The organism is Deinococcus alpinitundrae (genome assembly GCF_009982895.1).
In the GTDB taxonomy this organism is placed as follows: domain Bacteria; phylum Deinococcota; class Deinococci; order Deinococcales; family Deinococcaceae; genus Deinococcus; species Deinococcus alpinitundrae.
Genome location: NZ_WXZL01000008.1, coordinates 59,334 through 78,476, shown reverse-complemented (window position 1 = coordinate 78,476; position 19,143 = coordinate 59,334). Strand labels below are relative to the sequence as shown.

Sequence of the window (19,143 nt, the reverse complement as noted above, 5' to 3'; positions counted from 1 at the left end):
CCTCTGGCCTGTTTCGTTGGGGCCACCTTGGAGCAAGCATGGCTGAACAATCCCCCCGCCGCAAAAAAATCCAACCGCCCATCCCCCCTGTTCTGGGAAGCAACCTCCCCGCCGCACCCAAGTCCAAGGCCACCGTCAAGTCGCGGGCCAAGACCCCGGCGGTCAGTTCCGCCGAAGCCGACACCGCTGAAACCAACGCCGCCGGGCGCGCCCCGCTGGACCAGAACACAGAGAGCCAGGCCACGCCGGAAGGCGCTGCGGCCAGCAAACCAGCGGCCAAGAAAGCACCAGCTACCAAGGCGGCTCCCAAGAAGGCAGCGGCCAAGACTGCGGCCAGTGAAGCCGGGGAAGCGGCCAGCGCCGACGCCGCGCCCAGGCCCGCCAAAGCCAGCAAAGCCGGGTCTGCCAGCACCGCCGATAAGACTGACAAACCCGCCAAGAAAGCGGGCAAGGCGGCGGCCAGCAGCGCTCAGGAAAAGCCGTACTACCAGCACGCCAGCATTCAGGAGCTGCTCAAGACCGGCAAGGCGGCGGGCATTCTCAGCGCCGAGGAGATTGCCGCGGCCCTGACCACCGCGATGGAAGCGGCGGGCCTTGATCCCGAGAGCGCCGACGCCTTCGAGGAGTTGCAGCTCTACATCCAGAGCCAGCACATCGAAATCCAGGACCTCGACGAGGACGACGAGGAAGAGGACGCCGAGGCCGAGGAAAAGGAAAAGGAAGAAGCCGAAGAAGAGGAAAAATACTTCGACGACATGCCCCGCGCCGTGTCCAACGACCCGGTGCGCCAGTACCTCCACGAGATCGGGCGGGTGCCGCTGCTGACCCTGGAAGAGGAAATCGCGCTGGCCCGCCGCATCGAGGAAGGTGAGGAAGCCAGAAAGGGCTACGAGGAGGAACCCGACCTCGAAGAACGCGCCCAGCGCCGCCTCAAGCGCCAGATGGAAGACGGCGCGGCAGCCCGCCAGGGCCTGATCGAGGCCAACTTGCGCTTGGTTGTCAGCATCGCCAAAAAGTACACCGGGCGCGGGCTGGGCTTTCTCGATCTGATTCAGGAAGGTAACCAGGGCCTGATCCGGGCCGTCGAGAAGTTCGAGTACCGCCGCCGCTACAAGTTCTCGACCTACGCAACTTGGTGGATTCGCCAGGCCATCAACCGGGCCATCGCCGATCAGGCGCGCACCATCCGCATCCCGGTCCACATGGTCGAGACCATCAACAAGCTGACCCGCACCGCCCGGCAGCTTCAGCAGGAACTCAGCCGCGAACCCACCTACGAGGAGATCGCCGAGGCGATGGGACCCGGCTGGGACGCGCCCAAGGTCGAGGAAGTTCAGAAAGTCTCTCAGGAGCCGGTGTCGCTCGAAACGCCTATCGGCGACGAGAAAGACAGCTTCTACGGCGATTTCATTCCCGACGAGAACCTCGATTCGCCTGTCGAGAACGCCGCCAAGACGCTGCTTTCCGAGGAGCTGGAAAAGGCACTGGGCAAGCTGACCGAGCGCGAGGCGATGGTGCTGAAGTTCCGCAAGGGACTCGTTGACGGACGCGAGCACACGCTTGAGGAAGTCGGCCAGCGCTTCAACGTGACCCGCGAACGCATCCGCCAGATCGAGAACAAGGCGCTGCGTAAACTCAAGTACCACGAGAGCCGCACCCGCAAGCTGCGCGACTTTCTGGACTGAGGTCAGCGAATGGAGAGCGCCGAACCCCCACAGTGGAGGTTCGGCGCTTTGCTGAGACCGTACAAAAAAGCGGCGCACCCGAACCGGGCCGCCGCTCCTTTACGGTGAACTCAGGCCACTTGCTTTTTCTTGGTGTCTTTCTGATCGATCAGGGCCTGGGCCTCACGCAACCGGAAGACCACCAAGCTGCCGACAAAGGTGCAGGTGATCTGCTTGTGGGCATTGAGCAAGCTGAGCGCCGCCATGATGTCCTCGCGGGTCATGCGCAGCTGCTCGGCCATGTGCAGAGCGCTGTCGGCACGGCCTTCGAGGTAATCGCGGATCTTCTTGGCGTCGGCGGTCAGCGGGGTGGCGGGCACGTCGGCCAGGCCAGGATCGGCCAGACCGTACACGGCGCGGGTGCCGGTGCCGGGCAGGCGGCGCACCCGGCCCTGGTCAAGCAGGCTGGCGAGCGCGGCGCGCAGGTGCGACAGGGCCAGGCTGGTCGTCTTGGCGAGTTCGGTTTCGACCCATTCAGGCTTGCTGTCAAGGGCGGCCAGCACCAGCTTCTCGTTGGCGCGGCGGGTTTCTTGCAGGTCTTCGACGGTGGGGGGATTGAACATTGGGCCTCCGAGGCAGTGGGCGGCGGCTTTCCAACCCGAACAGTTCGGGTGAAAGCGCCAGCAGAAGCGCGAAAATCAGTCGAATCAGTGGGTGCGAATAGGTCTATGAGTGTCAGTCGTTGCGCCGAAATTTTGAATCAGGCTCAACTTTTCTATTTTGACATAAAATCATCCAAGTCTGGTGAGTTTATGTCTCTTTTCGGCAAATCAAGCTTGAAGAAATGGAGCTGTCAGCTCAGCCGACGATCTCTGGGTGAATCCCGAAGTCCTGGGCAATCAGGCGGGCCGTCATCTTGGCTGACATCATGACACTGGGGGTGCCCGCGCCCGGCTGCGCGCCCGCGCCGACCATGTACAGGTGGGTCACGTCTTCCGAGCGGTTGTGCGGGCGGAAGAAAGCCGACTGGGCCAGCAGCGGCTCCGGCCCGAAGGCATTGCCCAGGTGGCTGTCGAGGGTCTGCTCGAAGTAATCGGGCGTCACGTAATCAAGGTGGGTCAGGCGGCTCCGCAGCCCCGGAATGTAGCCCCGGTCGTCGAGCATCCCCATGACCCGGTCGACCAGGCGCGGTCCCTGCACGGCCCAGTCGAGGCCGCTGGCGTTGTTGGGCACCGGCACCAGCGTGTAGGCGGCGTGGTGACCCGCCGGGGCCAGCGCCGGGTCGGTCAGGGTGGGCACGTGCAGGTACTGGCTGAAATCCTGGCCCAGCACCTTCTTGCCGAAGATCTCGCGCAGCAGTTCCTCGTAGCGCGGCCCCAGGATGATGTTGTGGTGGCGCAGCTTGAGGGGGCGCTCAGGGTCATCGCGGAAGCCGAAATAGATGACCAGCAGGCTCATACTCTGCGGCGAGAGCTTGACGCGGGTGTCGGAGTTGACTTTGCGGACCTTCTTGTCCAGGCGCTTGAGGTAAGTATTCGCCCAATCGCCGTTGCTTACGACGATATCGGCAGACAGCTCCTCACCGCCCTCCAGTCGCACACCGCGCGCCACCGGCTGACGGCCCTCCTTCTCGGTGACGATTTCCGAGACGCCCGCGCCGTAGCGCATGGTGCCGCCGAGTTCCTCGAACTTCTGCACGAAGGCGCGCACCAGCGCCCCGGTGCCGCCGACGGCGTAGTGAATGCCCCAGGTCTTCTCGACGAAATGGATCATGGCGTAGATGGCCGGAACGCTCAGCGGGTTGCCGCCGATCAGCAGGGTCTCGAACGAGAAGACCTGCTGCATCTTGGGGTTCTGGAAGTACTTGCGGGTAAACGAGAAGAGGGTGCGGACCGCGTCGAGCTTGAGCAGGTCCGGCACGGCTTTGAGCATGGTGGGCAAATCACCGAAATGGGTGTAGCCGAGTTCGAGAAAGCCGCGCTCGAAAATGGCCCCGGCGTCGCGCTGAAACTGCTCGTAGCCGCTGAGGTCCTCAGGGGCCAGCGCCTTGATCTGGGCGCGGGTGCGCTGCGGGTCGCCGTCGTAGTCGAAGAAGGTGCCGTCATCGAAATAGATGCGGTAAAACGGCGAGATCGGCACCAACTTGACGTACTTCTCGGTGTGGGGCCGCTCGGTGGGAGCCGGGTCGCCGCCGTTCGGGAAATCGGGAGCCGAGAGCCGGGCCTGATCGCGCTGGAGGGCGAACAGTTCCTCGATGAACTGCGGCACGGTGATGACCGTCGGCCCCATGTCGAAGGTATAACCGTTGACCTGGCGCTGGTAGGCCCGTCCGCCCGGCGCGTCGAGGCGCTCCAGGATGGTGGTGTTGAAGCCCAGGCTCTGAAGGCGGATGCCCAGGCTCAGGCCGCCAATGCCGCTACCGATGATCAGCGCGGTCTTGCGGCGGGGGCTAAACGGCTCGGCGAGCGCGGGTTGAATCTCGGACGCTGGAATCGAAGCAGAAGTCATGAAAAATCCTCGGGAAAGCGGGATGAACGGTGGATCAGGGGAGGGCCTGTGGCGAACAGCTCAGACCGGGCTGGGACTGGAGCGCACTTCCCACCAGGCCCCCGGCAGCATCAGCAACTTGCGCGGACCACTGACGTGAGCGCGGCGGCTGAAATTATCGTAATCGTTGGCTTCCAGGGCGTCGAGAATGCCCTCGTAGGCTCGGGCCGCCGCCGTGACCGCCAGCCGCCCCGAGCCGTGCAGATACGGCAGCCCGGCGCGGCCCTCACGGTACCAGTCGCGGGCCTGCTGGGTCAGGAAACGCATCAGGGCGCGGTAGGGCGGCGTGACCTGGCCCGCTTCCAGGGTGGCGCGGCTGACGCCGTACTGGGCCATCAGGTTGTGCGGCAGGTAAATGCGGCCCCGCGACAGGTCCTCGCCCACGTCGCGCAGGATGTTGGTGAGCTGCATGGCCTGGCCAAGTCTCAGGGCGTACTCCAGGGTCTGATTGCCGCCGCTGTAACCCGAGATCGGCGCGATCATGAAGCCGATGACACCCGCGACCCGGCGGCAGTAGAGTTCGAGTTCGCCGAAGGTGCGGTAGGGCGTGCCGCCCGCGTCCATGCGCAGATCCATCTGCAAGCCCAAATACAGCTCGTGAAACGCCTCCTCGGGCAGCGGGTAGCGCCGGGCCGCCCAGTGCAGGGCCGTGGACACCGGCTGGGCCAAGCTGGTCGCCTGGACCGGGTCGCCGCGCAGCGCCGTGCGCGTGGTGAGCCACCACGCTTCGAGCGCCGCCTCGCCGCCGCCCGGTTCGTCCACGATGTCATCGCCCTGACGGCAGGCGGCATACACCGCCCAGACCGCTTCGCGCTGCACGGCCGGAAAGAAGCGTGAGCCGAAATAGAACGTCTTGGAGTGGTGCCTGGTCAGCTCCCGGCAATGCTGCAAAGCGCCGAGTTGCTCCGGGGTCCAGCCGCGTGGGTGACCGTCTTGCACGTCTCCTCCTTAGGGTTGCAGTGTAAACGCAGCGGCAGGCCACAGAGAGAGCACATTCTTACAGACTTCTCGGCAAGTAGCGCTGCCATATGAACCGGAACGCTTCACGCCTTGATCCACTGGCCGAACAGCACGTTGGCCCGCCGCCAGCTGCCGACGGCTTCAAGCTGCGGGAGCCAGGCGTGAAGCTGGGCCTCGTCGGGAAAGCTCAGGCCCCCGAACCGGCCCAGCGCCGCCTGGAGACCGGAGCCGTCGCGGGCCAGCGTCATCAGCCAGAGTTGCCCACCGGGGCGTAGCAAGCGGGCGGCCTCGGCCAGCATCTGCCGGGGGCGCGCCGTCTCGTTGAGGGTCGCGCCGATGGTCACGCCGTCGAAGCTCTGATCCGGCAGGCCGCTGCGCTCGGCGTCGAGCAGGGCGTACTGAATCAGCGGACTCGTTTCGCGCCGGGCCGCGACCTTCAGCATGGCCGGGCTGATGTCGCAGGCCAGCACCCGGGCACCCGCACGGGCCAACACCCCGGCGTAAAAGCCGCTGCTGGTGCCGATATCGAGCCAGGCCTGACCCGCCTGTGGGCGGCAAAGTGCCCCGAAGTAGGCCGCCTCGCGCGAAAGCGGCAGCGGCCTGCCGGTGAGCAGCGTCAGCGACTGCTCGCGCCACGACTGGTAGCCGAGCGCCGTGAGGGTCAGCAGGTTGCTGCGCTGGGCTGGCGTGCGCTCCGCCGGGGAGCCTGGAGGCGCGCTCACTGCCGCTAGCGCGAAACCGGAGTCGTTTACCCTTTCTTCAAGTTGCCCGGGGATGGTCATGCTGCCATTATGCTAGGCAGATGACCACGGCTGCCCAAGGCAGCCAGCGTCGGCACGGAGGGTTTTTATGGAACAGAACAAAGGTCTCGGCGGGTCATTGATTGATGTCTTTGACGCTGCCGTGAATCTGATCAAGACCGAGGCAGGCGTGCTGACCAAGCGCGCCACCGACACCGTCAAGGCCAAGGGACTGGGTGTGGTGTTGCTGCTGGCCGCCACCGGACCGCTCATTCTGGGCCTGATCTTCATCATTCTGGCACTCTTTTACGGCCTGATGCGGCTGGGGCTGGGAGCCTGGGCCGCCGCCTTCTTCATCGCGCTGGCGAGCTTCGGGCTGGCGGGCGTGCTGGTGGTCATCGGCCTGGGCCGACTGTCGGCCAAAGTCAAGGAAGACCCCATGCAAGACAACGACTACGATCTCAAAACCCCCTACACCGAGCAGGAAGGTGAGCTGCGGGGTGATCCGGAACTCATCTCGGGCCGCGCTTCGGTGCCGCCGGGCCAGCAGGTCGGACGGGTGCAGCAAGTCCATCTGCACGGCGCGGCCAAGGTGGAAGACCTCAAAGGCGATCAGGGCCGGGATGGTCGGAGCGTCGCCGGGCCAAGCACGCCACTGGCCGCCGGTCGTAACGCGGGCGAGCACAACCCGGTACCGGGCAAGACCCACAGCCAGGACGCCGGACCCCAGGTGCCGGACAAGTCCAGCACCGCGCCCGAGGGGATCAGCGTGAGCACCGTGCCGACCTACAAAGACGACATGAAAAAGGAGGGGTACTGATGAGTGAGCGCGAGGACGCCCGGATGCGGCTGCAGGAATCAGTGGACCAGCTCGGCCAGCAGGCCAGCTTGCAGGTGCAGCTCCAAAAAGAGCCGCTGAAGATGCTCGGCATCGCCACCGGCGTCGGCGCAGTCATCGGTATCGTGCTAGGGCGCTCGCTGAGCAAGACCAAGAAGATTTACGTGGACGACACGCTCTCGAAGAAGGATCAGAAGGCGTTCGCCAAGGCGCAAGCCCGCTACAAGGGGCCCGCCGGGAACATCGGCGGCGCGCTGCTGGCGACCCTCGGCACGCTGGCCTTCAAGATCGTGCAGGACCGATTTATTGCCCCCAAGCTCGAAGAACTCGCCCAGAACCTGAGCCAGCAGGCCGACAATGCGGGCAAGACGCCCCGCCCGCCCCGGCCCAGCAAGGACGTCGTCATTCGCGACTTTCGTGCCCCCGCCGAGAAGGCCCACGCCGACGAGCGCGGCAACCTCAACCTGACGCCCGCCCAGCAGGCCGCTGGGGAGGTCGCTTACGCCGCCCGCGACGTGCCGGTGCGCGACTTCCGGGTCCCCGCCGAGAAGGCCCACGCCGATCAGTTCGGCAGCGTGATCTCGGACGCCGCCGCGCCGATCGTGCCAGCCGTCAGCGCTGCCGGAGCCGCACCGGCAGACACCAAGACCGAGGTCGTCACACCCGACGTGCCAAAAACCAATTTGCAGAAGTAAATCGAGCACAGCAAGCGGCCCGGACCTTCATCAGGCCGGGCCGCTTGCTGGAGCGCCGAGAGCTAATTTTTCAGGCGCGGCGGCTGGGCATCACTTTCGTAGAGGTCGGTCAAGTGGCGCATCATCTGGCGACCCAGGGCCAGCAGATCGGCCTCACTTACCAGATGCAGCCGGAACTGCCCCTGCGGACCGTATTCGCCCACGAAGTCGGCTCCGTCGCGGCGCACCCGCACCCGTACCTCGCACAGGCCCAGCCGGAACCAAGCGGCGTGCCAGGCTCCCAGCGGCGGGGGCCGCAAGGTCACCACCGGATCGGTGGCCACTTCGGTCGTGACGTTGTTGAGCGGCAGGCCCGGCCCGCTGGCGTGCCTGAGCGCGTGATAGAGCGCCGTCAGAAACGCCTCGCAGGCCCGCGTCTCGGCCTGCCGCTTGGACGCCGAGCGCTCGACGGCGTGTTGCAGGGCGTCGAACTCAGTCATGGTAAGGGAGAAAGATCACTCCTCGACGTCCAGTTCCTCGGCGGCCCGCTTGCCCGCCAGCCACTCCAGGCCCGCCCACATGAACTCGTCGAGGTCGCCGTCCAGAATGCCCGATGAATCGTGGCGCATCACCCCAGTGCGGTGGTCCTTGACGTACTGCTTGTCGAGCACGTAGCTGCGAATCTGCGATCCCCACTCGATCTGCTTTTGCTCGCCGCGCGCCGCCGCTTCCTCGGCCTCGCGCTTTTTCATCTCGATGTCGTACAGGCGCTGCTTGAGAATCTGCAGGGCAATGTCGTGGTTCTTGATCTGGCTGCGCGTCACCTGCGAGGCCACCGCGATGCCGGTAGGAATATGGGTGAGGCGCACGGCGGAGTCGGTGGTGTTGACGCCCTGCCCGCCCGCACCCTGCGAGCGGAACACGTCGCGGCGCAGATCCGAGTCGGGAATGTGGATGTTGATTTCCTCGACTGGCACTTCCGGCACCACGTCCACACTGGCAAAAGAAGTGTGACGGCGGTTGTTGGAATCAAAGGGGGAAACCCGCACCAGCCGGTGCACACCGTTTTCGGGAGCCAGCATGCCGAAGGCCTTCTCGCCCCGGATGATGAATTCCGCCGAGGTGATCCCGGCCTGGTCGCCGTCCTGCTGGTCGAGCAGTTCGACCTTGTAGCCCCGGCGTTCACCCCAGCGCATGAACATCCGTTCGAGCATCCCAGCCCAGTCCTGCGATTCGGTGCCGCCCGCGCCGCTCTTGACCCGGACGATGGCCGCCGCATCGGCGTGCTTCATGATGAAGAGCGTCTCGCGGTACAGTTCGTCCACATCACGCTGAAGGCGGGCCTGCTCTTCAGCGAGCATCTCGGCTTCCTCGGCGGTCGCCATCTCCAGCATCTCTGCTAAGCCGTCGGCGTCGGATTGCAAGCGGGTGTAGGCGTCCACGATTTTTCGCAGACTCCCGGCTTCCTGGTTGACGTTCCGGGCGCGCTCAGGGTTGTTCCACAGATCGGGGTTGCTCAGATCGCGGTCGAGTTCGTTGAGGCGGCGCGTTTTGCCGGGAACGTCAAAGATACTCCCGGAGCGCGGCCAGTTTTTCCAGTAATTCTTGCATGGCCTCTCCCTTCTGCTGTTTCGCAGTGCGCGCTCAGCAGGCAGACAGAGAGTATAGCGGCTAGGGCCGGGACAGCAGTGTCTTCACCGTGACCAAGTGGTAGCCCTCGGCCTTCAGGCCCGCGATGATGTCTAGGAGCGCCAGGCCGGTGGCGGGCGCATGGCCGCCGCTGACGTGCAGCACCACGATGCTGCCGACCTGGACCCGGCGTCCTTGAAGATCACTGCCGGGTCGGGCTGATTGGCGTCGCCGCCGATCACGTCCCAGTGGACTGCCGTGAAGACCGCGGCGAGCGCTCGATATGGGCCAACGACAGCGCTGAGGCCGGGTACACCTGCGCCCACATGCCAGTCAGAAAGAAGGTGGCAGGCGTCCGGGTCTCCTCGAGCACCCGCACCACCGCCTCGTTGTCAAAGCTCTTCACCTTGCCGCTGCGGAGTTCGCCCTCCATGCCGGGCGTCATGTCGGCGTCGAAGGTCAGGGCGACTTCTCTGGGCCGCCCGACTCCGGCAGGCTGCGGCTTGCGGGTCACGATGCCGGAGGCGTTCAGCGAGGGGCGCAGCAGCATGGCCTGGGCCGAGGAGAGCAGCAAGGCCAGCAGCGCGAGGTGGTTCACGAATGCAAGCCAAAGACCACAGATCAACCGGAGGTAGAACGCTCCAGTTCGGCCCAGAAGCCCTCCTGCCAGGGCCAGGCCCGGCCCCCGGTGAGGCGGCGCGTGGCCTGCAGGGTCAGTCCGCCTGCCGCACCGTAAAACAGCAGGTCGAGGATGATAGCGGCCGGAAAGGTGAGGGCGTGGGCGCGGGCCACCTGGGCATTGAACCCGGCCACGCCGAACGGCAGTGTCACCAGCCATATGGCCACCGCGTAGCTGACTGTGCCCAGCAGCAGGGCCTTGAGGGCGACCAGCCCGGTGGCCCAGCCGAGGGCCCGGCGCACCTGGGGCCGCGAGAGCGCGGCGCTGAGGAGTTGCTTGCGCTGCGGCGTTTCCGGCGACACCAGACCGTAGAACAGGAATTCGAAGAGGGGCCGCCTCAGCAGCAGCGACACCCCACAGACGAGCACCAGCAGGGCCGAGTGCAGCGCGTCTTTGAGGGCAAAGGCCACCCCGTCGAGCCGCAGAAAGCTGACCGCCGCACCGCTGAGCGCTCCGGCCAGCAAAAAGAGGCTGAACGGATTGAGCACCTTGCGGTGCAGGGTATCCAGAACGATGTAGAGGGTCGGCAGCACGCCCGCCAACACGTAGACGCCGTAGTTGCCCAGGCTTAGCGACAGGTCGGGCAGGCCGAACGGAATGGGATTGAGCAGGACGTAGGGCAGCACGAAGGTAAAGACCACGTCGAGGCTGAGGCGAACGAGGCGCTGCCAGACGACCCGCCGTCCGCTGGTTGTTGGTTTGGCCGACTTCAGCACAACCTCAGTGTAGAGCACGGACAGACGACTTCCCGGGCCGCCCGGCACGGCTGTGTTACGCTTCGGAGCATGACTGACACCCTCGCCAGACCAGCCGCCGGGCCGCGCGACACCGCCGTTTTCGATCTGATTCAGGAGGAAGCCGAGCGCCAGCGCTATGGGCTGGAGCTGATCGCCTCGGAAAACTTCACCAGCGCTGCCGTGCGCGAGGCGGTGGGCAGCATCCTGACCAACAAGTACGCCGAGGGCTATCCCGGCAAGCGCTGGTATGGCGGCTGCGAGGTCGTGGATAAGGTCGAGTTGCTGGCCATCGAGCGGGCCAAGCAACTGTTCGGAGCCGCCTGGGCCAATGTGCAGCCGCACTCGGGCAGCAGCGCCAACATCGCGGTCTACGGCGCCCTCCTCAATCAGGGCGACACGGTGCTGGGCATGGACCTGGCGCACGGCGGCCACCTGACCCACGGCTCGCCGGTCAACTTCTCGGGCATGCGCTACCAGATCGTCGGCTATCAGGTGGACCGCGAAACCGAGCGCATCGACATGGCGCAAGTAAGGCGACTGGCCCACGAACACAAACCCAGGATGATCATCGCGGGCGCGAGCGCCTACAGCCGGATCATCGACTTCGCGGCGTTCCGCGAGATCGCCGACGAGGTGGGGGCGATTCTGTTTGCCGACATCGCCCACATCGCCGGACTGGTAGCAGCGGGATTGCACCCCAGCCCGCTGCCGCACGCGCACGTCGTCGCCACCACCACCCACAAGACGCTGCGCGGCCCGAGAAGCGGTCTGCTGCTGAGCAGCGACATGGAGATCGCCGCCAAGCTCGACCGGGCCATCTTCCCCGGTCACCAGGGCGGGCCGCTGGAACACGTCATCGCGGGCAAGGCCGTGGCCTTCGGCGAGGCGCTCACCCCCGAATTCGTGACCTACAGCGCCCAGATCATCAAGAACGCGCAGGCGCTGGCCGCCGAGTTCCAGGCGCTCGGCTACCGGGTGGTGTCGGGCGGAACCGACAACCATCTGTTCGTCCTCGATCTGCGTCCTCAGGGTCTCAACGGCACCAAGGCCACCAAAGCGCTCGACGCCGTGCACATCACCATCTCCAAGTCCACGCTGCCGTTCGATACCGAGAAGATTCTGCACGGCGGCGGCATCCGCATCGGCACGCCCGCCGTGACCACGCGCGGGATGGTCGAGAGCGACATGCCGAAGATCGCCAACCTGATCGACAGAGCACTCCGGGGCGAGAACGTGAAGGCTGAGGTTCACGACTGGATGGGCGGTTTCGATCTGCCGTAAGCGAGGCGGGAGCAACGAAACCGGGCCGCGCCTTAAATGGGCGCGGCCCGTGTTTTATCGGCTGGCGGGGAAATAGAGAGGAGAGACAGTGAGATCGAACCTCTTCTGGATCCCGTAGACAACAGAAAACCGAATTCCTGTCCGAAGTGCCCGAACTGGAGGTCACTCTCCCCTACCACCGGACGCTCTTTCAGATCCCTGGCTATCGGCTCTCAGTCACACCCTGTTTAAAGGCGGCACTTCACTGACAGCCGACACGCTCAGAAGGTGTAGCTCTTCGGCACCACCACCACGCCGTTGTCGGTCACGGTAAATCCTCTGGCACGGTCATGCTCGACATCGTGGCCGATTTTGGTCCCGGGCGGCACGATCACGTCCTTGTCGATGATGGTGCGGCGAATCTGGCTATGGCGGCCAATCTGCACATTATCGAACAGCACCGCGCTCTCGACCAGCGAGTACGAGTGGGTATGCACGGCGCGGCCCAGCACGCTGTCACGCACGGTGCCGCCGGAAATGATGGTGCCCCCGGCCATGATGCTGTTGAAGGCCTGCCCGCGCCGTCCCTCGGATTCGTGAACGAACTTGGCGGGCGGCGAGAACTCACTACTGGTGCGCAGCGGCCACTCGCCGTTGTAGATGTCGAACTCCGGATTGACCGTCACCAAGTCCATGTTGGCCTCGAAGTAGGCGTCGAGCGTGCCCACGTCGCGCCAGTACAGATTGGGACGGTCCTGGCCGGGAATCGGGTTCTTGTGAAAATCGTAGGCCATGACGTTGTAGCCGTCCGACAGCGCACGCGGAATCACGTCCTTGCCGAAATCGAAGCCCTCCTCGCCGCCCGCCATGTTGGTTTCGAGCAACTCTTCCAAGGCACGGCGCGAGAAGATGTAGTTGCCCATGCTGGTCAGGCTGGTGCCGGGCTGACCGGGAATGCTGGGCGGATCTTTCGGCTTTTCCAGAAAGTCGGTGACCTTCCACTTCTCGTCCACGTGCATGATGCCGAACTGGTGCGCCTGTGCCTGCGGCATCGGGTAGGCGGCGATCGAGATGTCGGCGCGCGAATCGATGTGCTGCTGGAGCATGTGCTCGACGTTCATCTTGTAGATGTGGTCGCCCGAAAAGATGGCCACGTAGTCGGCGTCATGGTTGCCCACCAGATGCAGATTCTGGTAGACGGCGTCGGCGGTACCCCGGTACCACACCGGGCCGAGTTCCTCGAAGCGGTACATCTGCGCCGGAACCAGCGTGATGAAGTAGTCGCTCAGGAAGGTGCCGAAGCGCCAGCCGCGCTGGATGTGCTCGGTGAGGCTCTGGGCCTTGTACTGGGTCAGCACGTAGATGCTGAACAAGCCCGAGTTGATGAAATTGTTGATGGCGAAATCGATGATGCGGTACTTGCTCCCGAACGGCACGGCGGGTTTGGAGCGCCGCATCGTCAGCGGCGAGAGGCGTGAGCCTTGACCGCCCGCGAGAATCATTCCCAGTACGCGTGGTTTCATAGAGTCCCCCTGATGATGGTTGAGAAGGTGAACGTGTGTAGAACGCCTGACAGTCTACCGTCAGAAATGAAGGGTGGTGTTCTTTACGTTTGCTTGGCGCTTGACCCGACGCGGCGACCGGATTGCCGCAGGACCAGCCCCACGAAGCGGGCCAGCCGGGGCGCGCGGCCCCAGCGCTTGCGGTCGCCCACCACCCGCCAGATCCATTCCACGCCCAGCCGCCGGGTCCAGGCCGGGGCCAGCGCCGCCGTGCCCGCCAGCACGTCCAGCACGCCGCCGCAGCCCAGCATCACCGGCACGCCGAGCTGAGCGCGCCTTGTGTCGTTGAAGATTTCCTGCCGCCCGGCGCCCATGCCGGTCAGCAGCAGGTCCGCGCCACTGTGGGCGACGAGTTCGGCCACCCGCGCGTCGTCTTCCGGGCCAAAATACCCGTGATGCACGCCCGCCACCTGAATGCCGTACTGCGTTCGCGCCGCCGCCGCCGCCGCCTCAGCCACGCCGGGTTTCGATCCCAGGAAAAAGACCCGGAGGGCCGCGCCGCGCCGAAGCATCAGGCCGGTCGCCAGATCGAAGCCCGGCGCGCGCGGCACCGCCTCGCCCAGCAGTCGCCGCGCCGCCCAGACGGTGCCCACCCCATCCGCCGTGACCAGATCGGCACGGCGCATGGCCTGGGTGAACGCGCCCGGCCCGCCGCTGTGGGCGTCCTCGGCGCGGGCCTGGATGATGAACTCGGGGTTGAGCGTCACCACCGTCTGCGGCGTGCGCGCTGCGGCGCTGAGCCAACTTTCCAGTCGGTCGAGCGCTTGTTCGAGCGTCACGGGGTCGAGCGGCAGGCCAAGCAGGGTCAGGCGGGATCGGGTCATGTTTGCGAGTTTAGCGAGTTCGGAGTCCGGCGGCGCTGCCCGGCGCTCCCCCCACCACCCGGCGCAGCGCGGCACCTTAATGTGCCCTGTCTTTCCTTTGCCGGGGGGCGTACATGAAAATACTATGAAGCATGTTGCCTGGCTTCCTTGCCGCCCTGCCTGAAGCGGCCCGCGTGCCGCTGCTCGCCGCCACCCGCCAGCACCGCTGGAGCCGCGGCAGCATCGTGCTGCATGCCGACGACCCTGCCGAGACGCTCTACATGCTCCAAAGCGGCCACGCCCGGCTCTACCGCCTGGGCGCGAGTGCCCGCGAGGTGACGGTCAACGTGCACGGCCCCGGTGATCTGCTGGGCCTCACCGCGCTGCTCGACGACGGCAAGTACGGCCTGTATGCCGAGGCGATGGACGACCTCTCGGCGCTGATGATCGGCGGTGAGGCGCTGCGCGAACTGATGGCCCGCCATCCGGACCTGAGCGTGGCGCTCAGCACCCAGGTCGTGCGCCAGACGCGCGGTCTGCAAGACCGGCTCTCGCAACTGGTATTTCTGGAAGTCTCGCAGCGCCTGGCCCTGGCCCTGCTCGAACTCGCCAACGAGAGCGGCGAGGCCAGCGACCATCAGGTGGCGCTGCGCGGGCGCATCTCGCATCAGGATCTGGCGCACGCGGTGGGCAGCACCCGTGAGACCATCACCAAGCTGCTGGGCGAATTCCGGTCCAAGGGCCTGCTCGATCTGGGCTACCGCCGCATCGTGGTGATGGACCGCACCGGGCTGGAGCGCGCCGCGCGGCAGCCGCTGGGCGCTTGACCCCTGGGGCAGCGCAGGCAAGCAGGACATCGGCACACACAGCCCGGCTTCCGGCGTGCATGATGGTGAACGCATGACGCCCGCCTCCCCCCTACCCAGCCTGACCGACGCCTACCGGGCGGGCCAACTGACCGAGTTCTTTGCCCACACCCCCGCTGACCTCAACGCCGTGCTGGACACGCCCCGCGAGCTGGACCGCCCTGTTTTGGTGGCCGCCCTGCGCGCCTACCACGCCGACCTGAACCTGCCGGACGGCGGGGGCAAGAAAGCCGACAGCGCGGCCAGAACGCTCAGCGCCCAGCTCGATCTGCTGGCGCACCCCGAGGCCCGCGTGGTCGTGGCCGGGCAGCAGGCCGGTCTCCTGGGCGGCCCGGCCTACAGCGTGCACAAGGCCGCCGACGCCGTGCTGCTGGCCCGCCAGCTCAGCACCGAAGCGCGCCCGGTGCTGCCGGTGTTCTGGATCGCCAGCCAGGACCACGACGCGGGCGAGGTGGCCTCGACCAGCCTGCTCGACTTCTCCGAGCGCGAGTTCCGGCCCCGCCTGGAGTTGCCGCAGGGCGTGCCGGTGGGTCGCATCGGGTGGCGGACTGAGTGGACGGCGCAGCTTCTGGCGTTGATCGGCGAATTCGACGCGCCCGAACGGCACAAGGCGGCGGTGCGCGCCCACCTGGAGTTTGCCTTTCAGGGACAGACCTACGCCGATGTGTTTGCCCGGCTGATGTTCCGCTTGCTGGGCGAACACGGCCTGATCGTGCTCGATCCGCTACACCCGGCGCTGGCCCGCTTGATGGCCCCGGCCCTGAAACGTGAGCTGGAGCGCCCGCTCGATGGACCGCAGCGCATTGAGGAAGCGGCAGAGCGCCTCTCGGCACGCGGTTACACGCCGCAACTACGCCGCCCCGCCGGAGCGACCAATCTGTTTCTCGAAGGGGATGACGGCCAGCGCACCCTGCTGCGCGTGGACGGCCAGCGGTTTGAATCGGCTGGCCGCCCGTACAGCACATCGGAGGTCCTGAAGGTGCTGGAGCAAGACCCCAGCCGCCTCACACCTGCCGCCGGACTGCGCCCGATCATCCAGGACACCCTGCTGCCCACCGCCGCCTTTGTGGTCGGACCGGGCGAACTGGCCTACGCTGCCGAGCTGCGCGGCGTCTACGAACTGCATGGCCTGACGCAGCCGGTCCTGTGGCCGCGCCTGAGCGTGACTTGGCTGGAACCCAACGTGGCGCGGCTGCTCACGCGCTTCGGTGTCACGGCGGCACAGTTTCAGCGCGATCCGGCCGGCACGCTGGGCCGAGCGCTGGCGACCCCACAGCAGGCCGCTGCACTGGGAAGTGAGCGCCTGAATACCCTCCAGGCCCAGTTCACGGCGCTGGCCAGCGAGCTGGCCGCCCTTGACCCGACCCTGGGGAATAGCGTGGCGCGCACCCGTGAGCGCACCCTGGCCCGGCTGGAGCGTCACCGCGTACAGGCCGAGCGCGCCCTGGGCCGCGCCGAGGACGAGAGGAGCGGGCAGCTGACGCGCCTCGAGAAACACCTGCTGCCTGCCGGGCATCCGCAGGAACGCGAGATGAACTTCCTGACCTACCTGCTCAAGCACGGCCAGACGCCGCTGAGCATGCTGATGGCGCAGGAGCCGGGCACAACGGTCGAACTGGTGATTCCCTAGCGGGTTAGCCCGTCAGCCGCCGCAGCCACTCCAGCAACAGGCGCTGTTCTGCCGCCGTGAACGGAGTCGGCAGGCCGGGCAACAGCGCGGCCAGCGACACGGCGTGGGCGGCGGCCTGGCGCTCGGCGGCGTCACTGGCCGACCACTGCTCGGGCGTCAGAATGGCGCTCAGCACCGCCTCGCGCATTCGTTCGGAGAAGTGCGGATCGGCGACTGGGGCACTCAGTAAACTCAGCGTGACGCCCATCGCCGCCGCGTGAATCATGACGGCGGCGCTCTCCACGCTGACGGCCAGCCCCCCAGTCTCGGCCACGCTCTGCAAGAGTCGGCGCAGCAGCTCGGCGGCTTCGAGTGCCGCTGGCACCGCCGCACCCGGCTGGGGGGCGGCGTACATCAGGGCGTAGAGGTGCGGATGGTCCAACCCGAACTGCACGTGACCGTCCCAGCCCGCCCGCAGCTCCGTCAGTGGGTCACCCACACCCGCCCGCGCCGTCTTGGTCTGGAGGTAGGTCGCAAACCCGGCACTCGCCACCGCGCCGAGCAGGCCCTGCATATCGCCGAACTGCCGGTAGAGGGTGGGCACCTGCACCCCGGCGGCAGCGCTGACGGCGCGGGTGGACACCGCGTCCACGCCGCCGCTCTCCAGCAGCGCCAGGGCCGCCTGAACGATGCGCTCACGGGGAGGCGATGAAACGGGCATGGTCATGGAAAGATGATAACACGTGTCTGTTAGCAGTTTGACATATCGCTGCTCAAGGGTTTAGGTTAGCGCTGTAAACATCTCGCCTTTCCTTCTCACTTTCAGGAGCCCACACCATGACCATTGCCCCAACCCCGTCCGGCACCTTCACCCTCGGAACCCGCCAGGTCAAGCGCCTGGGCTACGGAGCCATGCAACTGGCTGGCCCCGGCGTGTTCGGCCCGCCCAGAGACCACGCTGCCGCTCTGGCGGTGCTGCGAGAAGCCGTGGCCCTGGGGATCGATCACATCGACACCAGCGACTTCTACGGGCCGCACATCACCAACCGGCTGATTCGGGAAGCGCTGCACCCCTACCCGGACGATCTGGTCATCGTCACCAAAGTCGGCGCACGCCGCCCGGACGACGGCTCGTGGGTTGCGGCCATGTCAGCAGCCGACCTCAAGCGAGCGGTGCAGGACAACCTGGACAACCTCGGCCTGGACGCCCTGGACGTCGTCAACCTCCGCATGATGGGCGGCAGCGGTCACGGCCCGGCGGAAGGCCTACTCGCAGAGCCGCTGAGCGTGCTGGCCGAACTGCAACAGCAGGGCCTGATCCGGCACCTGGGCCTGAGCAACGTCACTCCCGCGCAACTGGCCGAGGCGCAGGGCATCGCCGAGATCGTCTGTGTGCAAAACGAGTACAACCTCGCTCAGCGCACAGACGACGCCTTCATCGACGACCTGGCCCGGCAGGGGATCGCCTACGTGCCGTTCTTTCCGCTGGGCGGGTTCTCGCCGCTGCAATCGTCGGCACTCAGCGCGGTGGCTGCTTCGCTCAGCGCCACGCCGATGCAGGTGGCGCTGGCCTGGCTGCTCCAGCGCTCGCCCAACATCCTGCTGATTCCCGGCACGTCGTCCTCGGCGCACCTGCGCGAGAATGTGGCCGCCGCCGAGCTGAGCCTGCCCGCTGAGGCTTTGGAACAGCTCGAAACCATCGGGAGCACCGCATGATCCTGGTGACTGGAGCGACGGGGCAGCTCGGCAGGGCCGTGACCGAGACCCTGCTGAAGAAAACCTCAGCCGATCAGGTCGCCGCCCTGGTACGCGACGAGGGCAAAGCCGCAGCCTTGAGGGAAAGTGGAATCCGTCTGCGGATCGGCAGTTACGATGACGCGGGTTCGCTCGACCGGGCCATGCAGGGCATCCAGAAAGTGCTGCTGATCGCCGGAACTGACGAGGACCGCCGAGTCGAGCAGCACCGGAATGTCGTGGAGGCCGCGAAGAAAGCCGGGGTGCAGGCCATCGCCTACACCAGCCGCACCTTGAAAGACCGGAACACGTTGGAAAACAAATTGATGCTGGGGCACTTCGAGACCGAGGAACTCATCGTCCGCAGCGGCCTGGACTACACCATCTTTCGCAACGTCTTGTACATGGACGTCTTGCCGCAGTTTCTGGGCGAGCGGGTTTTCGAGGACGGCATCCGCCTTCCCACCGGGCCGGGCCGGGTGCCGTTCGCCCTGCGCCGCGATATGGGCGAGGCCATCGCCAACGAACTGCTGTCGGAGGGCGGCGGAAAGCGGCTCTATAAGTTCACCGGACGCGAGGCGTATTCATTCGCAGACGTCGCTGCGGCCCTCTCCGAACTCACCGGCAAGGCGGTGGCGTACCAGCCTGTCGAAAAATCGGACTTCGAGGCGCAGCTGAAAGCGCGTGGCCTGCCCGATGTGGTGGCCCGGCGCATCGTCGGGTTCATGATGGACATCAAAAACGGCCAGGAAGACGAGGTGACCTCAGATCTGGAAGATTGGCTGGGCCGCCCGCCCACGCCGCTCAGAGAGGGATTGAAACTCCTGTTCAAACGGTGAGC

Annotated in this window: 20 protein-coding genes; 8 read left to right on the top strand and 12 right to left on the bottom strand. The window is 66.1% G+C overall.

The window, feature by feature from the left end; genetic code table 11:
* Nucleotides 1–38: 38 nt before the first annotated feature.
* On the top strand, nt 39–1,685 hold the full coding sequence (rpoD, locus tag GUI70_RS09375; protein ID WP_272952866.1) for an RNA polymerase sigma factor RpoD: 1,647 nt from the start codon (nt 39–41) through the stop codon (nt 1,683–1,685).
* Between the two features lie 110 nt (nt 1,686–1,795).
* Here rpoD and GUI70_RS09370 read toward each other — a convergent pair whose 3' ends face one another.
* From GUI70_RS09370 to GUI70_RS09355, 4 genes are all read right to left on the bottom strand, one after another.
* Nucleotides 1,796–2,287: a transcriptional regulator gene (locus GUI70_RS09370; RefSeq protein ID WP_161882048.1), complete on the bottom strand. Its 492-nt coding sequence runs from the start codon at nt 2,285–2,287 to the stop codon at nt 1,796–1,798.
* Nucleotides 2,288–2,522: 235 nt separating this feature from the next.
* Nucleotides 2,523–4,172, bottom strand: coding sequence for a phytoene desaturase family protein (gene crtI / locus GUI70_RS09365; protein ID WP_161882047.1), 1,650 nt, complete (start codon nt 4,170–4,172; stop codon nt 2,523–2,525).
* Nucleotides 4,173–4,232: 60 nt separating this feature from the next.
* The gene (locus GUI70_RS09360; RefSeq protein ID WP_237724808.1) at nt 4,233–5,150 is read right to left on the bottom strand and encodes a phytoene/squalene synthase family protein; all 918 of its coding nucleotides are present in this window, start codon (nt 5,148–5,150) and stop codon (nt 4,233–4,235) included.
* Nucleotides 5,151–5,254: 104 nt separating this feature from the next.
* A complete protein-coding gene (locus tag GUI70_RS09355; RefSeq protein WP_161882046.1) occupies nt 5,255–5,953 on the bottom strand; it encodes a class I SAM-dependent methyltransferase in 699 nt (232 codons plus the stop codon).
* Nucleotides 5,954–6,020: 67 nt separating this feature from the next.
* Here GUI70_RS09355 and GUI70_RS09350 point away from each other — a divergent pair, with 67 nt between their 5' ends.
* Both GUI70_RS09350 and GUI70_RS09345 read left to right on the top strand, forming a co-directional pair.
* On the top strand, nt 6,021–6,731 hold the full coding sequence (locus GUI70_RS09350; protein ID WP_161882045.1) for a phage holin family protein: 711 nt from the start codon (nt 6,021–6,023) through the stop codon (nt 6,729–6,731).
* Nucleotides 6,731–7,444 carry a hypothetical protein gene (locus GUI70_RS09345; RefSeq protein ID WP_161882044.1) on the top strand — a complete coding sequence of 238 codons (714 nt, stop codon included), beginning with the start codon at nt 6,731–6,733 and terminating at the stop codon, nt 7,442–7,444. The genes GUI70_RS09350 and GUI70_RS09345 overlap by 1 nt, the downstream gene beginning before the upstream one ends.
* Nucleotides 7,445–7,506: 62 nt before the next feature.
* Here the strand turns inward: GUI70_RS09345 and GUI70_RS09340 are convergent, their stop codons facing one another.
* The 5 genes from GUI70_RS09340 to GUI70_RS09325 form a co-directional block, all read right to left on the bottom strand.
* The gene (locus GUI70_RS09340) at nt 7,507–7,923 is read right to left on the bottom strand and encodes a hypothetical protein (RefSeq protein ID WP_161882043.1); all 417 of its coding nucleotides are present in this window, start codon (nt 7,921–7,923) and stop codon (nt 7,507–7,509) included.
* A 15-nt stretch (nt 7,924–7,938) separates the two neighbouring features.
* A protein-coding gene (gene prfB, locus GUI70_RS09335) for a peptide chain release factor 2 (protein WP_161882042.1) occupies nt 7,939–9,034 on the bottom strand; the annotation gives its coding sequence in 2 pieces (ribosomal slippage) (nt 7,939–8,988 and nt 8,990–9,034; 1,095 coding nt in all).
* A 60-nt stretch (nt 9,035–9,094) separates the two neighbouring features.
* Nucleotides 9,095–9,220, bottom strand: coding sequence for a hypothetical protein (locus GUI70_RS24975; RefSeq protein WP_272952865.1), 126 nt, complete (start codon nt 9,218–9,220; stop codon nt 9,095–9,097).
* 70 nt (nt 9,221–9,290) lie between these two features.
* On the bottom strand, nt 9,291–9,650 hold the full coding sequence (locus GUI70_RS09330; protein WP_161882041.1) for a polysaccharide deacetylase family protein: 360 nt from the start codon (nt 9,648–9,650) through the stop codon (nt 9,291–9,293).
* Nucleotides 9,651–9,673: 23 nt separating this feature from the next.
* Entirely contained in the window at nt 9,674–10,447 is a 774-nt protein-coding gene (locus GUI70_RS09325) for a VC0807 family protein (RefSeq protein WP_161882040.1), read from the bottom strand.
* A 69-nt stretch (nt 10,448–10,516) separates the two neighbouring features.
* On the opposite strand from GUI70_RS09325, the gene glyA reads away from it, so the two are divergent.
* Complete coding sequence (gene glyA / locus GUI70_RS09320; protein ID WP_161882039.1) at nt 10,517–11,749, top strand: serine hydroxymethyltransferase; 1,233 nt, start codon at nt 10,517–10,519, stop codon at nt 11,747–11,749.
* 260 nt (nt 11,750–12,009) lie between these two features.
* On the opposite strand, the gene glgC is transcribed toward glyA, so the two are convergent.
* A complete protein-coding gene (gene glgC, locus GUI70_RS09315; protein WP_161882038.1) occupies nt 12,010–13,251 on the bottom strand; it encodes a glucose-1-phosphate adenylyltransferase in 1,242 nt (413 codons plus the stop codon).
* Nucleotides 13,252–13,334: 83 nt separating this feature from the next.
* On the bottom strand, nt 13,335–14,114 hold the full coding sequence (locus GUI70_RS09310) for a WecB/TagA/CpsF family glycosyltransferase (protein ID WP_161882037.1): 780 nt from the start codon (nt 14,112–14,114) through the stop codon (nt 13,335–13,337).
* Between the two features lie 131 nt (nt 14,115–14,245).
* On the opposite strand from GUI70_RS09310, the gene GUI70_RS09305 reads away from it, so the two are divergent.
* The gene (locus GUI70_RS09305) at nt 14,246–14,920 is read left to right on the top strand and encodes a Crp/Fnr family transcriptional regulator (RefSeq protein WP_161882036.1); all 675 of its coding nucleotides are present in this window, start codon (nt 14,246–14,248) and stop codon (nt 14,918–14,920) included.
* Between the two features lie 73 nt (nt 14,921–14,993).
* Nucleotides 14,994–16,589 (top strand): bacillithiol biosynthesis cysteine-adding enzyme BshC, encoded by a 1,596-nt coding sequence (gene bshC / locus GUI70_RS09300; protein ID WP_161882035.1) that lies wholly within the window; start codon nt 14,994–14,996, stop codon nt 16,587–16,589.
* 4 nt (nt 16,590–16,593) lie between these two features.
* Here bshC and GUI70_RS09295 read toward each other — a convergent pair whose 3' ends face one another.
* Entirely contained in the window at nt 16,594–17,295 is a 702-nt protein-coding gene (locus GUI70_RS09295; protein ID WP_161882034.1) for a TetR/AcrR family transcriptional regulator, read from the bottom strand.
* A gap of 110 nt (nt 17,296–17,405) precedes the next feature.
* Between GUI70_RS09295 and GUI70_RS09290 the strand changes: the two genes are divergently transcribed.
* On the top strand, nt 17,406–18,284 hold the full coding sequence (locus GUI70_RS09290; RefSeq protein WP_161882033.1) for an aldo/keto reductase family oxidoreductase: 879 nt from the start codon (nt 17,406–17,408) through the stop codon (nt 18,282–18,284).
* A complete protein-coding gene (locus GUI70_RS09285; RefSeq protein WP_161882032.1) occupies nt 18,281–19,141 on the top strand; it encodes an SDR family oxidoreductase in 861 nt (286 codons plus the stop codon). Before GUI70_RS09290 ends, GUI70_RS09285 begins: the two co-directional genes overlap by 4 nt.
* The last annotated feature ends 2 nt before the right edge of the window (nt 19,142–19,143 follow it).

Coding starts and splice junctions, on each gene's coding strand:
- rpoD (WP_272952866.1), top strand. CDS start 39: ATGGCTGAACAATCCCCCCGCCGCAAAAAAATCCAACCGCCCATCCCC.
- glyA (WP_161882039.1), top strand. CDS start 10,517: ATGACTGACACCCTCGCCAGACCAGCCGCCGGGCCGCGCGACACCGCC.
- GUI70_RS09305 (WP_161882036.1), top strand. CDS start 14,246: ATGTTGCCTGGCTTCCTTGCCGCCCTGCCTGAAGCGGCCCGCGTGCCG.
- bshC (WP_161882035.1), top strand. CDS start 14,994: ATGACGCCCGCCTCCCCCCTACCCAGCCTGACCGACGCCTACCGGGCG.
- glgC (WP_161882038.1), bottom strand. CDS start 13,251: ATGAAACCACGCGTACTGGGAATGATTCTCGCGGGCGGTCAAGGCTCA.
- GUI70_RS09285 (WP_161882032.1), top strand. CDS start 18,281: ATGATCCTGGTGACTGGAGCGACGGGGCAGCTCGGCAGGGCCGTGACC.
- GUI70_RS09370 (WP_161882048.1), bottom strand. CDS start 2,287: ATGTTCAATCCCCCCACCGTCGAAGACCTGCAAGAAACCCGCCGCGCC.
- GUI70_RS09295 (WP_161882034.1), bottom strand. CDS start 17,295: ATGACCATGCCCGTTTCATCGCCTCCCCGTGAGCGCATCGTTCAGGCG.
- GUI70_RS09350 (WP_161882045.1), top strand. CDS start 6,021: ATGGAACAGAACAAAGGTCTCGGCGGGTCATTGATTGATGTCTTTGAC.
- GUI70_RS09345 (WP_161882044.1), top strand. CDS start 6,731: ATGAGTGAGCGCGAGGACGCCCGGATGCGGCTGCAGGAATCAGTGGAC.
- GUI70_RS09310 (WP_161882037.1), bottom strand. CDS start 14,114: ATGACCCGATCCCGCCTGACCCTGCTTGGCCTGCCGCTCGACCCCGTG.
- GUI70_RS09290 (WP_161882033.1), top strand. CDS start 17,406: ATGACCATTGCCCCAACCCCGTCCGGCACCTTCACCCTCGGAACCCGC.
- GUI70_RS09355 (WP_161882046.1), bottom strand. CDS start 5,953: ATGACCATCCCCGGGCAACTTGAAGAAAGGGTAAACGACTCCGGTTTC.
- GUI70_RS09340 (WP_161882043.1), bottom strand. CDS start 7,923: ATGACTGAGTTCGACGCCCTGCAACACGCCGTCGAGCGCTCGGCGTCC.
- crtI (WP_161882047.1), bottom strand. CDS start 4,172: ATGACTTCTGCTTCGATTCCAGCGTCCGAGATTCAACCCGCGCTCGCC.